Here is a 12,837-nt window from a genome sequence, read left to right on the forward strand (position 1 = left end):
GCCGGAGCCCCCGGTCCCGACCAGGACCGGGGGCTTCGTCGTGTCCACATCCCGAACGGCCTTGAGCGGGTGCTCAAAAATCGCTACTCTCCCGCTTGAGCGGTCGCTCAAAGCGATGCTCGACAACGGGGAGGGGCCGTGGGGCTCTACATCGAGGCGCGCGTGCGCACCGACCTGGACACGCTCTGGCGGCGGACCCAGGATCCGGCGCTGCACCAGCGGTGGGATCTGCGGTTCACCGAGATCACGCACCTGCCGGGCGCCGAGGGGGAGCCGCAGCGGTTCCGGTACGCCACCCGCGTACTGCCCTTCCTGGCCGTCGCCGGCACCGGTGTCTCCGCGGGGGAGCGCCACCGGGCCGGCGGCGACCGGGTCTCCGCCCTCCGCTTCTCCTCGCCGCACCCGCTGTCCCCGCTCGCCGAGGGCAGCGGCTACTGGCGCTACGTGCCCGAGCGGGACGGCGTGCGCTTCCTCACCGGCTACGACTACCGGCCGCGCTGGGGACGGCTCGGGCGCCTCGCCGACCGGCTGCTCCTCCGGCCCCTCATGGGCTGGGCCACCGCCTGGTCCTTCGACCGGCTGCGCCTGTGGTGCGAGCTCGGGGTGACCCCGGAGCGGGCCCGCGCCCACTGGCTCCTGGAGACCGCCGCCCGGATCCTCCTGGTGGCCGTCCCCGTCGCGGCGAGCTCCCTCCCGCTCGGCGCCGTGTCGCTCGCCGCCGTGCCGACCACCGTCCTCGGACTCACCGCCGCCCTGCTCGTACCGCCGTCCCCGCGCACCCCGGCGGCCCGCCGCTGTCTGCGGACCGCCCCGTCCCGGAGCCGCGCGCCGCGCCTCCTCGCCACCCTGGAGGGGCCGTGAGCTCGATCTTCCGCACGGCCATGGGGGAGGCGGCCTTCGGGCGGCTCCACCCCGAGCTGCGGCGGCGCTTCTCCGTCGGGCTCGACAGCGGCGAACTGTGCGTCGGGCGGGGCGTCATGGAGCGCGTCTGGCACGGCCGGGGGCTCGTCCGGCCGCTGATCCGCCCGTTCCTCGCACTCGGCGGCACCCGCAACATCCTGCTGCCGCGCACCGGGCGGGACGTCCCCTTCACCATCGAGAACGTGCCGTACCTCGACGCGTACGGACGCGAGACCGTCACCTTCGTGCGGACCTTCGCCCTGCCCGGCGGGCCGCGCCGCTTCGACGCCACCATGGTGCTCGGCCCCGGGGGCGACAGCGTGCTCGACTACCTCGGCACCCACCAGCACCTCGCCAGCGAACTGCGCCTGTCCGCCGAGCCCGACGGCTCGCTGCTCATCCGCTCCGGCGAACACCGCTTCCGCGAGGGGCCGGTGGACCTGCGGGTGCCCGCGCTCATCGGCGGCGACGCCGAGGTGCGGGAGTCCTTCGACGAGCGCACCGGCCGCTTCCGGATCCGGGTCCGGGTCGTCAACCGGTACGTCGGACCGCTGTTCGGCTACGAAGGCTCGTTCGCGGCCGGGTACGCGCCGGTGCGCGAGCGCGGGGTGCGGCCAGGGCTGCGTCCGGTACGCGAGGAGGTACGGGCATGAGCGCCGAGGACACCCGGGAGCGGCTGCTCGACGGGGCGCTGCGCACCCTCGTCGAACAGGGCATCGCGAAGACCTCGGCGCGCTCGGTCGCCGCCGCCGCCGGGGTCAACCAGGCGCTGATCTTCTACCACTTCGGCTCGGTCGACGAACTCCTCTCCGCGGCCTGCCGCCGGGGCGCCGAGCAGCGGGTCGCCCGGCACCGCGAGCGGCTGCGCGCGGTCGGCAGCCTCTCCGAACTCCTGGCCTTCGGGCGGGAGATGCACGCCGAGGAGCGGGCCGCCGGACACGTCGCCGTGCTCGGGCAGCTGCTCGCCGGGGCGCAGACCCACCCCCGGCTCGCGCCCGCGACGGCCGCCGGGCTCGACCTGTGGATCGAGGAGATCGAAGGGGTGCTGCGCCGGGTGCTCGCCGGCGGACCGCTCGACGGCCTGGTCGACCCGGCCGGGCTCGCCCGGGCCGTGGCCGCCTCCTTCGTGGGCATGGAGCTGTACGAGGGGGTCGACCCGGCCGGGGCCGGAGCCGCCCTCGACGCGCTCGAACAGCTGGGCCGTCTGATGGCCGCGCTCGACGAACTGGGCCCGGTCGCACAGAAGGCCGTCCGCTACACGCTGCGCCGCCGGAGCGACCTTCCCTAGGAACCCGCGCCCGGCGGGTCCCGGCAGGTCCTGGCAGGTTCCGGTCGATCCGCTGCCGAACGTCCCCCTTCGCGGAGGGGGGCGACCCGTCCGGCGGCCGGATGCGCCGCGCGCCGGGAGGCCGGGTGCGGTACCGAAGCCCGCTCGAAGCCCGGCCCGCCGGTCTAGTCGGGGTCCGGCTGCGACACGGCCAGCGCGATCCCCAGCTGACCGGCGTCCGGAGGCGCCGCGCGTCCGGATGCGCCGCGCGCCGGGAGGCCGGGTGCGGCGCCGAAACCGCTCGAAGCCCGGCCCGCCGGTCAGTCGGGGTCCGGCTGCGACACCGCCAGCGCGATCCCCAGCGGTGTCCGCTCGTACAGCACCTGGTGCCCGTACCGCCGCGAGCCCAGTAGCCCCGCCGCCCGCAGCACCGACAGGTGCGCCGACACCGACGAGGGCGCCAGCCCCAGCCGGTGCGCCAGCGCCGTCGTCCCGGCCGGCTCCTCCAGCGCGCACAGCACGTCCGCCCGCGCCCGCCCGAGCAGCCGCGCCAGCGCCTCCGGCGTCCGGTCCCGGGCCTCCGTCCACAGCGCGCCGATGCCCCGCGCCGGATACGCCACCGTCGGCTGCCACGGCGGATCGAAACCGCTCACCACGTCCGGCCAGGTGAACACCGAGGGCAGCAGCACCAGACCCTGCCCGTCCAGCGCCCGCACGTGCTCGCCGTGGTAGTCCACCGTCAGCGTCGAGCTCTCCTCCGCCCAGGAGAACGCCGGGTGCAGCTCGCTCAGCAGCCGCTCCAGACCCCCCTCCGCGAGCCGCCGCGAGTGGTACGCCACATCCGCCTCCAGGAGCGCCCGCAGCCGAGGCCACTCCGGCTCGATCAGCACCGCCCAGGCCCGCTCCAGGAGAGCCGCGAGCCGCGCCAGCGCCCCCGCGGGATCCGCCAGCATCCGCCGCCCCTCCGCCGTGCCCGCCGCCCCCGGGGTCTCCGCGAGCGCGCGCCGCACGTCGTCCAGGACCAGCGCCGGATCCGTCTCCCGTACGGCCGCGATCTCCTGCTCGAACGTCGCCGTCGGGCCGATCGGCGGCGGATACAGGAAGTCCGGACTGTGCCCCCGCAACGGCATCAGCAGCTGCAACGGCCCCAGGTCCACCCCGGCCGCCGCCTCCGCGATCCGCCGCAGCCACGGCAGGTGGTACCCCTGCTGCCGCGGCCGGGCCAGCACCCGCACCGCGCAGTGCGTCTCCCACAGCGGCGAGATCGCGAACCGGATGCGCAGCGGATCGGCCTCGCCGAAACGCAGGTGGTACGGCATGGGCGCGCCTCCGGACCGGGGGAAGATTCGGCTGAGCCCGAAAGTCTAGGGCCCCGGCCCGAAGGACCGCACGCTCCTGCCATGTCCACGAACGACACCCGGGAGTCCGCGGCGGACCCCGCGCACACCCCTGCCCCCGCGAACGCGCCCGCGCCCGCCGCCCCCGCCTCGCCCGGATACTCCGCCGTCTTCGCCGTACGCGAGTTCCGCTTCGTCTTCGTCGCCCACCTCTTCTCCCTGCTCGGCGTCGTCGTCAGCGAGCTCGCCCTCACCGTGCTCGTCTACGACCTCACCCGCTCCCCGCTCCTCTCCTCCCTCACCTTCGCCCTCGGCTTCCTGCCCTACCTGCTCGGCGGCACCCTCCTGGCCGGCCTCGCCGACCGCCACCCGCCCCGCCGCGTGCTCGTCGTCTGCGACCTCGTCTGCGCCGGCTGCGTCGCGCTCATGGTCCTGCCCACCACCCCGGTCGCCGCCCTGCTCGCGCTGCGCTGCGCCGTCGCCGCCGTCGCCCCCGTCTTCAACGGCACCCGCATCGCCACCCTCGCCGACATCCTCGGCGAGGGCGAGCTCTTCGTCCTCGGCCGCTCGCTGCTCCGGATCGTCTCCCAGAGCGCCCTGCTCGCCGGATTCGGCGTCGGCGGGGTCCTGCTCACCGTGCTCACCCCGCGCGGCGCCATCGCCGTCACCGCCGCCACCTTCCTCGCCTCCGCCGTCCTCCTTCGCCTCGGCACCGCCCGCCGCCCCGCCCGCGCGCCCGAGCGCCGCGAGGGGATCGGGGCCACCTGGGGCCTCCTGCGCGACCGGCGGATCCGGGCGCTCATGCTGCTGTTCTGGGTCCCGCCGGTCTTCTTCGTCGTCCCCGAGGCGCTCGCCGCCCCCTACGCCGACGAGATCGGCGTCTCCACCGCCGCCCTCGGCCTCCTCATGTGCGCGATCCCGGCCGGTACGATCCTGGGCGAACTCCTCGCCGGCTCCGCCCTCAGCGCCGCCACCCGCTCGCGGATCGTCCACCCGCTCCTCCTCGTCGGCTTCCTCCCCTTCCTCGTGTACGCCCTGCGCCCCGGCCTCGCCCTCGCGGCCGTCGCGCTCCTCCTGGCGGGGGCGGCCGGCGCGTACAGCCTCGGCCTGGACGCCTGGTTCGTCGCCGCGGTGCCCGAGGATCAGCGCGGCCGGGCCATGACCCTCATGACCGCCGGCATGATGACCGTGCAGGGCCTCGGCATGGCCGGCGCCGGGCTCGCCGCCGAGTTCGCGCCCGTGCACACGGTCGTCGCGGGCACCGGCGTCCTCGGCACCCTGTGCGTGCTGGGGCTCGTCCTGGAGGTGCGGGCGACCGAAAGGCGAGACGCGGCTGACCGTCATATGACCTGTGGGTAAGGTCGACGCGTGCCGAAGCCGCTCAGTCTCCCGTTCGACCCCATCGCCCGCGCCGACGAACTCTGGCAGCGGCGCTGGGGTCCGGTCCCCTCGATGGCCGCGATCACCTCGATCATGCGCGCCCACCAGATCCTGCTGGCCGAGGTGGACGCGGTCGTCAAGCCGTACGGGCTGACCTTCGCGCGCTACGAGGCGCTCGTCCTGCTCACCTTCTCCAAGGCCGGCGAGCTCCCGATGTCCAAGATCGGCGAGCGGCTCATGGTGCACCCCACCTCCGTCACCAACACGGTCGACCGCCTGGTGCGCTCCGGCCTCGTCGCCAAGCGCCCCAACCCGAACGACGGCCGCGGCACCCTCGCCACCATCACCGACAAGGGCCGCGAGGTCGTCGAGGCCGCCACCCGGGACCTGATGGCCATGGACTTCGGCCTCGGCGCGTACGACTCCGAGGAGTGCGCGGAGATCTTCGCGATGCTGCGCCCGCTGCGGGTCTCGGCGCACGACTTCGACGAGGGCTGACCGGATCCCCGCGTCCGCGGGGATTTTTCGGGCGGTTACGCTCGTAGCCATGAAATCCAGCGTGCTGACCCGCTACCGCGTCATGGCGTACGTGACCGCCGTCATGCTCCTGATCCTCTGCGCGTGCATGGTCGCCAAGTACGGCTTCGGCGTCGGCGAGGACGTGACCTTCGCGGTCTCCCAGGCCCACGGCGTCCTGTACATCATCTACCTGATCTTCGCCTTCGACCTGGGCTCCAAGGCCAAGTGGCCGTTCGGCCGGCTCCTGTGGGTCCTGGTGAGCGGCACCATTCCGACCGCCGCTTTCTTCGTCGAGCGCAAGGTCGTCCGCGACACGCTTCCGCTGGTCAGCGGCGCGCAGCCGGTTCCGGCCAAGGTCTGACCCCCACCTCCGCACGTATGTGCGGAGGTTTCCCATCGACATTTACTAGGACGTCCTAGTAAATTCGAAGCATGGACGCTGACGCCATCGAGGAAGGCCGCCGTCGCTGGCAGGCCCGTTACGACAAGGCCCGCAAGCGCGACGCCGACTTCACCACGCTCTCCGGCGACCCCGTGGAGCCGGTCTACGGCCCGCGCCCCGGGGACACCTACGAGGGGTTCGAGCGCATCGGCTGGCCCGGTGAGTACCCCTTCACCCGGGGCCTGCACCCGACCGGCTACCGCGGCCGGACCTGGACCATCCGCCAGTTCGCCGGCTTCGGCAACGCCGAGCAGACCAACGAGCGCTACAAGATGATCCTGGCCGCCGGCGGCGGCGGGCTCTCGGTCGCCTTCGACATGCCGACCCTGATGGGTCGCGACTCCGACGACCCGCGCGCGCTCGGCGAGGTCGGGCACTGCGGCGTGGCCATCGACTCCGCCGCCGACATGGAGGTCCTCTTCAAGGACATCCCGCTCGGCGACGTCACCACCTCCATGACGATCTCGGGGCCCGCCGTCCCGGTCTTCTGCATGTACCTGGTCGCCGCCGAGCGCCAGGGCGTCGACCCGGCCGTCCTCAACGGCACGCTGCAGACGGACATCTTCAAGGAGTACATCGCGCAGAAGGAGTGGCTCTTCCAGCCCGAGCCGCACCTGCGCCTCATCGGCGACCTCATGGAGCACTGCGCGGCGGGCATCCCCGCGTACAAGCCGCTCTCGGTCTCCGGCTACCACATCCGCGAGGCCGGGGCGACGGCCGCGCAGGAGCTCGCGTACACGCTCGCCGACGGCTTCGGCTACGTCGAGCTCGGTCTCTCCCGCGGCCTCGACGTCGACGTCTTCGCGCCCGGCCTGTCCTTCTTCTTCGACGCGCACCTCGACTTCTTCGAGGAGATCGCCAAGTTCCGCGCCGCCCGCCGGATCTGGGCCCGCTGGATGAAGGAGGTCTACGGCGCCAAGACCGACAAGGCGCAGTGGCTCCGCTTCCACACCCAGACCGCCGGTGTCTCGCTCACCGCGCAGCAGCCGTACAACAACGTCGTGCGCACCGCGGTCGAGGCGCTGTCCGCCGTGCTCGGCGGCACCAACTCGCTGCACACCAACGCCCTCGACGAGACCCTCGCGCTGCCCAGCGAGCAGGCCGCCGAGATCGCCCTGCGCACCCAGCAGGTGCTCATGGAGGAGACCGGCGTGGCCAACGTGGCCGACCCGCTGGGCGGCTCCTGGTACGTCGAGCAGCTCACCGACCGGATCGAGGCCGACGCCGAGAAGATCTTCGACCAGATCAGGGAGCGCGGTCTGCGCGCCCACCCGGACGGCAGGCACCCGATCGGTCCGATCACCTCCGGCATCCTGCGCGGCATCGAGGACGGCTGGTTCACCGGTGAGATCGCCGAGTCGGCCTTCCGCTACCAGCAGTCCCTGGAGAAGGACGAGAAGCGGGTCGTCGGCGTCAACGTGCACCACGGCTCCGTCACCGGCGACCTGGAGATCCTGCGGGTCAGTCACGAGGTCGAGTGGGAGCAGGTCCGGGTGCTCGGCGAGCGCAAGGGCCGTCGCGACGACGCGAAGGTCACGGCCTGCCTGGACGCGATGCTGGCGGCGGCCCGGGACGGCTCCAACATGATCGGCCCGATGCTGGACGCGGTGCGCGCCGAGGCCACGCTCGGCGAGATCTGCAACGTGCTGCGCGAGGAGTGGGGCGTCTACACGGAGCCGGCCGGCTTCTGACCCTCCCGCGCTCCGCGCCGAGCCGCTGTACGTCCCTCCGGGGGCGTGCGGCGGCTTCGTCGTGCCCGTGTGCCCGTCGGCTACCGCGCCCGGCGGCCGTCGTGTCGGGCGGCCACCGCGCCCGGCGGCTAGCGTTCCGCCGCCGCCGCGAGGCCGCCGAGGAGGAGGGCGGTGAGGCGCTGCACCCAGGGCTCGTCCACCGGTTCCGCGCTGACCAGCGCCCGGTGCACCACCGCGCCCGCGACCACGTCGAAGATGAGGTCGTCGATCGCCTCGACGGTCAGCGGGTCGCGCTCCTCGGGGAGCTCCCCCCGCTCCTGGGCGCGCTGGCGGCCCTCCAGGACGAGGCACTTCTGGCGGTCCACGATCGAGGTGCGGATGCGCTCGCGCAGCGGCTCGTCGCGGGTGGACTCGGCGACCACGGCCATCAGGGCGGTCTTGGTCTCGGGGCGTTCGAGGAGCGCCGCGAACTGGAGCACCACGTCGGCGATGTCGGCCTGGAGGGAACCGCGGTCCGGCAGTTCGAGTTCGTCGAAGAGGACGGCGACGGCGTCCACGACGAGTTCGTTCTTGTTGGCCCAGCGCCGGTACAGGGTGGTCTTGGCGACCCCGGCCCTGGTCGCGACGTCGCCCATCGTCAGCTTGGACCAGCCCAGCTCCACCAGGGCCGCCCGGGTCGCCTCCAGGATGGCCGTGTCGGCCTCGGCGGAACGGGGGCGTCCGGATCGGGCGCGGGAGCGGGTGCGGCTACACATGGAGGTCGACCATACCCGCCGGTAGGTATTGCGCCAGGGGGCGGCGATGTGAGGCAGTTCACGACCCGGGCCTCCCCACGGCCGGGGGTGGAGGAATACGCTACGACCCGTAGCGAAAGGCTTTTCAGGGGCCTGCTCGCGACAACCACCCGCGCCTGGTGGGGACCCGGCGCAGACGAACAGCGATCCGTGCCGTCCCTCCATGGACGGCACGGATCAGCCATGACTTACCGGTTACGCGCGCGGAAGGGGGAGGATGTAGCCATGCAGCCCCGAAACATGTCCATGAGCGGCGTCGTCGACCTCGCCGCGGTGAAGGCGGCCGGTGAGGCCAAGGCGAAGGCGGAGCAGGCCCGCGCCGAGTCCGCCCGGCAGGGCGGGACGCCCGCCGTCGCCCCTTCCGCCCTGGTGATCGACGTCGACGAGGCGGGCTTCGAGCGCGATGTGCTCCAGCGCTCCGCCGAGGTCCCGGTCGTCATCGACTTCTGGGCCGAGTGGTGCGAGCCCTGCAAGCAGCTCGGCCCCCTTCTGGAGCGCCTCGCCGTCGAGTACAACGGGCGCTTCCTGCTCGCCAAGGTCGACGTCGACGCCAACCAGATGCTGATGCAGCAGTTCGGCATCCAGGGAATTCCGGCCGTTTTCGCGGTGGTCGCCGGTCAGGCGCTGCCGCTCTTCCAGGGCGCCGCCCCCGAGGCCCAGATCCGCGAGACCCTCGACCAGCTGGTCCTGGTCGCCGAGGAGCGCTTCGGTCTGACGGGCATCCAGGTGGACCCGTCCGCCGGGGACGCCGACGCCGAGCCGGCCGCCGCGCCGGTCGGCCCGTACGACGCCCTGCTCGAAGCGGCCATGTCCGCGCTGGACGCCGGTGACATGGCCGGCGCCGTCCAGGCGTACAAGAACGTGCTCGCGGACGACCCGGAGCACCCCGAGGCCCGGCTGGGGCTCGCCCAGGCCGAGCTGCTCGCCCGGGTGCAGGCGATGGACCCGCACGCGGTGCGCAAGGCCGCGGCCGAGAACCCGGCCGACGTGGCCGCGCAGATCGCCGCCGCCGACCTCGATCTGGTGGGCGGTCACGTCGAGGACGCCTTCGGGCGGCTCGTCGACGCGGTGCGCCGTACGGCGGGGGAGGACCGGACCGCGGCGCGGCTGCGGCTCCTGGAGCTGTTCGAGGTGATCGGTGCCGACGACCCGCGCGTGACGGCGGCCCGGCAGGCCCTGGCGAGGGCGCTGTACTGAGCCGGACTCCCCGTCCGTACGGGGGAGATTTGGCAACACAGTGACAATCGGCGGCCGCGCTTTACCAAAACTTGGTAATCGCGGCCGCTGTTACTTGCAGTAAATCGAACCCGGAATTCTGTCCGGGTTTCCTCTTCCTCCTCACCCTTTGTCCCGTCACGCGGGGGCACCCTGTGTGGCGATGTGACGCCCGCCCGTCGTGCCGTGGTTATCAGGCCGTTACTAGTGAGTAACGAACCCCCTTGTGCGGGGGCGCGTAATGGACCACGATCGGCGACGCTCGGTCCGATACCGCACCAGCGGAGGAGGGTCCCCACCGAGCGGGCCGGCGGCGGTGCCGCCGGTCGTGGACAGGGGGGTTCCTGCTGTGACCGGCAGGGCCTGTCCAGATCCGGCCGCGCACCGCGTGGCCAGTGGTTGTCGCTCGGGGGTGACCGCCGGTGATTCGGACGTGCGTCGTGCCGCCTGAGCCCTCGGCGATCCCCTTCCCGAGGACGTAGCACTTCTCCCATCCCAGGACGGGCCCGGGGCCCATCCGGAGATGTACGTCCGAGAAGGAGGAATTCTCATGAAGTCCCAGGTTCGTGGCGGGACCAGATGGAAGCGGTTCGCCGTCGTCATGGTGCCGAGCGTGGCCGCGACGGCCGCGATCGGCGTCGGCCTGGCTCAGGGCGCGCTGGCCGCGTCCTTCAGCATCTCCGGCCAGGAGTTCAAGGTGAAGGCCGACACCCTCGTCGGCAAGGACTTCGTCCAGTACGGCAGCGTCGACGCCGGCAAGGACCTCGAGGGCAAGGACTTCGCGGCTCCGGTCGCCGTGTCCGGCTTCTCCGAGGCCTGGATCTCCAACATGTGCCAGTCCGTCGTGACGCCGAACATCCCGTTCGTCGGTGACGTGACGCTGGTGCTGAAGGCTGGCACCGAGGACAAGAAGCCGGTCTACGCGAAGGACATCTACCTGGATGTCTCCGAGCTGAAGGCCGACGCCGAGTTCGGCAACATCGACATCGGCGTGGCCGCGGGCAAGCTCGCCAAGGCGGACGGCAAGCCGGGCATCCAGCCGGGCACCAAGGCCAACCCGTACGGGTTCGGCCAGCGCGCCGAGGACGCCAAGCTCAGCGACGTCCACCAGAAGGCGTGGGCCACCACGGCCGCGACCTTCAAGCTGCCGAACCTCGACCTTTCCCTGAAGCGGGGCAAGGGCGCCGGGGTCGAGTGCTACTGATGCCGACGTCCCTGAGGGACTGACGCGTCCGGGTGCGGGGCCGTCCCGTACGGCCCCCACCCGCTCCGGCGGCGAACCCCGTCTCCACCTTTCAGCAACACCGCTTCCAGGGAGCTGTTTTCCATGAGCGCCGAGTCCACTGCTTCCAGCGGAGTCCCCCACGACAACGGGTTCAAGGTCTGGCGGCAGACCCGGCCCTTCTGGGCGGGCCTTCTCACCATGATCGGCGGCGTACCGATCGCCTACCTCCCGTACGGGGACATGCGGCTCGGCAACGTCACGCTCGCGATGAAGACGACGGCCGGCGCCGGCGCGCTGATCATCGGCGTCCTCCTCATCACGCTCGGTCTGACGATGTGGTTCCAGCCCCTCGTCCGGGTCTTCGCGGGTGTCGCGGCGATCGTGCTCGCGCTGGTCTCCATCCCCGTGTCGAACTTCGGCGGGCTCGTCATCGGCTTCCTCTTCGCCCTGGTCGGCGGCGGGATGTCGGTGTCCTGGGCCCCGGCACCCCCGGCCGCGGAACCCGCGCCGGGCGTCGAACAGTACGAGGTCCCGGCCGAGTCCGGGGCCGCACCGGTCGAGTACGCGCACCTGCACGACGGCACGACGCAGCCCGTGATCCCGCAGCAGGGTTCCGAGGCGCCGGCGGCCGAGACGACGATCGAAGGCAACGGCGGGAGGAACAGTGCGGGGTGACGAATCACAGTCGGCGGCGCAGACGCCGAGAGGACCGCGCCACGCGGCCCCGCGCACGTCACTGCTGAGCAAGATCCACGTGCCCGCGGGCAAGGCGATGGCCCTCGCGGCCATGCCCACCGCGGTGCTGGTCGGCATGGGGCTCACGCCCCGGCTGGCCCTGGCCGACGACAAGGACATCCCGTTCGCGCCCGGCCCGTGCGTGACCCGCTCGGACGAGCCGACGACCGAGGCGAGCACCAAGCCGGACCAGACCGAGAGCCCCGGCCCCACGGCGAGCGCCACCGGGACGCCCGAGCCCGACCCGACCGGCTCCGCGACCACCGTCCCGGAACCGACCGCGACCGGTGCCACCGGCGGTGCCACCGCCACCGCGGTCCCCCGGACGGACGTCACGCAGGCCCCCGCGCCCAAGACGACGCCCGCCGCGCCCGCGCCCACCAAGTCGGTCGACCCGCTCGACCCGCTGGGCCTCGGCGACAAGCTCAAGGACCTGTTCGACGGCCCGGACAGGACCACCGCGCCGGCCCCCGCCCCGACCACGACGGCACCGGCCGCGCCCAAGCCGACGGCGTCCGCTCCGGACACCCCGAAGCAGACGGCGCCGCCGAAGACCGGCACCACGGGCGGCAAGACCGGCACGACGGCGGACAAGCCCGCCACGCCCGCCGACAAGGAGACCGAGAAGACCAAGGCCGCGATCAGGTCCGCCGCCGACAAGGCCGGCGCGAAGACCGAGGAGCTGCCGGAGTCCGCCAAGGGCCTCGACGCCAAGAAGGACGAGGACATACCCGAGGGCGCGAAGCCGCGCTTCCCGTGCCCCGAGCCGGACCCGCAGGCGCTGGCGGACGCCCAACTGGAGCCGGGCATCCCGCTCCTCCCGGACGAGCCGTGGCTCCTGGAGACCTCGTTGCTCACCCTGCGGGGCCTGGACTACAAGGGCATCGTCGAGGTCAAGACGGGCAGCGGGAAGGTCAAGAAGGTCCTCAAGTTCACCGCGGACGAGGTCGACATCAAGGACCTGCACCAGCTGACGGTGCACTCCGACGGCCTGACCGGCCACGTCCGCTCGGACCGGGGATCGACCTCCACGATCCGCAAGGGCACGGTGACCATGTACACGGAGCAGCTGAATGGCAACCTCTTCGGCCTCATCCCGGTCACCTTCAGCCCCGAGACCCCGCCCCCGCTCAACGTCCCGTTCGCCTTCTTCTCCCACGCGAAGGTGACCCAGGCGGGCCAGTTCGGCGGCACGCTCAAGGTCCCGGGGCTGCGCAACACGATCGAGCCCAGCTGACCCGCCGTACCCGGCCGGGGGGGGGCGGGGCCCCCCCCCCCCCCCGGGGGGGGGGGGGGGGGGGGGGGGCCCGGCCCCCCCCCCGGCGGGGGGCC

The 12,837-nt window shown here is 72.9% G+C and carries 13 protein-coding genes; 11 read left to right on the forward strand and 2 right to left on the reverse strand.

Annotated elements, in window-relative coordinates; genetic code table 11:
* The first annotated feature begins 138 nt into the window (after nucleotides 1–138).
* Genes AB0Q96_RS30150 through AB0Q96_RS30160 form a run of 3 tightly spaced genes read left to right on the forward strand, consistent with a single transcriptional unit; the run spans nucleotide 139 to nucleotide 2,188 of the window.
* Nucleotides 139–861 carry a hypothetical protein gene (locus AB0Q96_RS30150; protein WP_365330898.1) on the forward strand — a complete coding sequence of 241 codons (723 nt, stop codon included), beginning with the start codon at nucleotides 139–141 and terminating at the stop codon, nucleotides 859–861.
* Nucleotides 858–1,553, forward strand: a complete 696-nt coding sequence (locus AB0Q96_RS30155) for a DUF4166 domain-containing protein (RefSeq protein WP_365330900.1) — start codon at nucleotides 858–860, stop codon at nucleotides 1,551–1,553. The genes AB0Q96_RS30150 and AB0Q96_RS30155 overlap by 4 nt, the downstream gene beginning before the upstream one ends.
* Nucleotides 1,550–2,188, forward strand: a complete 639-nt coding sequence (locus AB0Q96_RS30160; RefSeq protein WP_365330901.1) for a TetR/AcrR family transcriptional regulator — start codon at nucleotides 1,550–1,552, stop codon at nucleotides 2,186–2,188. Before AB0Q96_RS30155 ends, AB0Q96_RS30160 begins: the two co-directional genes overlap by 4 nt.
* A gap of 299 nt (nucleotides 2,189–2,487) precedes the next feature.
* Here the strand turns inward: AB0Q96_RS30160 and AB0Q96_RS30165 are convergent, their stop codons facing one another.
* Nucleotides 2,488–3,486, reverse strand: a complete 999-nt coding sequence (locus tag AB0Q96_RS30165) for a DUF5937 family protein (RefSeq protein WP_365330903.1) — start codon at nucleotides 3,484–3,486, stop codon at nucleotides 2,488–2,490.
* Between the two features lie 81 nt (nucleotides 3,487–3,567).
* Between AB0Q96_RS30165 and AB0Q96_RS30170 the strand changes: the two genes are divergently transcribed.
* From AB0Q96_RS30170 to AB0Q96_RS30185, 4 genes are all read left to right on the forward strand, one after another.
* A complete protein-coding gene (locus AB0Q96_RS30170; protein ID WP_365330905.1) occupies nucleotides 3,568–4,863 on the forward strand; it encodes an MFS transporter in 1,296 nt (431 codons plus the stop codon).
* A gap of 9 nt (nucleotides 4,864–4,872) precedes the next feature.
* Entirely contained in the window at nucleotides 4,873–5,382 is a 510-nt protein-coding gene (locus AB0Q96_RS30175) for a MarR family transcriptional regulator (protein WP_365330907.1), read from the forward strand.
* Nucleotides 5,383–5,431: 49 nt separating this feature from the next.
* Nucleotides 5,432–5,764, forward strand: a complete 333-nt coding sequence (locus tag AB0Q96_RS30180) for a DUF3817 domain-containing protein (protein WP_365330909.1) — start codon at nucleotides 5,432–5,434, stop codon at nucleotides 5,762–5,764.
* Between the two features lie 71 nt (nucleotides 5,765–5,835).
* Entirely contained in the window at nucleotides 5,836–7,536 is a 1,701-nt protein-coding gene (locus AB0Q96_RS30185) for a methylmalonyl-CoA mutase family protein (protein WP_365330911.1), read from the forward strand.
* A 128-nt stretch (nucleotides 7,537–7,664) separates the two neighbouring features.
* Here AB0Q96_RS30185 and AB0Q96_RS30190 read toward each other — a convergent pair whose 3' ends face one another.
* Nucleotides 7,665–8,291, reverse strand: coding sequence for a TetR/AcrR family transcriptional regulator (locus AB0Q96_RS30190; protein WP_365330913.1), 627 nt, complete (start codon nucleotides 8,289–8,291; stop codon nucleotides 7,665–7,667).
* Between the two features lie 264 nt (nucleotides 8,292–8,555).
* Between AB0Q96_RS30190 and AB0Q96_RS30195 the strand changes: the two genes are divergently transcribed.
* The 4 genes from AB0Q96_RS30195 to AB0Q96_RS30210 all read left to right on the forward strand — a co-directional run bounded on the left by AB0Q96_RS30195 (nucleotide 8,556) and on the right by AB0Q96_RS30210 (nucleotide 12,742).
* The gene (locus AB0Q96_RS30195; protein ID WP_365330915.1) at nucleotides 8,556–9,527 is read left to right on the forward strand and encodes a tetratricopeptide repeat protein; all 972 of its coding nucleotides are present in this window, start codon (nucleotides 8,556–8,558) and stop codon (nucleotides 9,525–9,527) included.
* Nucleotides 9,528–10,095: 568 nt separating this feature from the next.
* On the forward strand, nucleotides 10,096–10,749 hold the full coding sequence (locus AB0Q96_RS30200) for a DUF6230 family protein (RefSeq protein WP_365330917.1): 654 nt from the start codon (nucleotides 10,096–10,098) through the stop codon (nucleotides 10,747–10,749).
* A 123-nt stretch (nucleotides 10,750–10,872) separates the two neighbouring features.
* Nucleotides 10,873–11,445, forward strand: a complete 573-nt coding sequence (locus AB0Q96_RS30205) for a DUF6114 domain-containing protein (RefSeq protein ID WP_365330919.1) — start codon at nucleotides 10,873–10,875, stop codon at nucleotides 11,443–11,445.
* Between the two features lie 79 nt (nucleotides 11,446–11,524).
* The gene (locus tag AB0Q96_RS30210) at nucleotides 11,525–12,742 is read left to right on the forward strand and encodes a hypothetical protein (RefSeq protein WP_365330920.1); all 1,218 of its coding nucleotides are present in this window, start codon (nucleotides 11,525–11,527) and stop codon (nucleotides 12,740–12,742) included.
* The last annotated feature ends 95 nt before the right edge of the window (nucleotides 12,743–12,837 follow it).

It is taken from the genome of Streptomyces sp. NPDC093111 (assembly GCF_040683955.1).
In the GTDB taxonomy this organism is placed as follows: domain Bacteria; phylum Actinomycetota; class Actinomycetes; order Streptomycetales; family Streptomycetaceae; genus Streptomyces.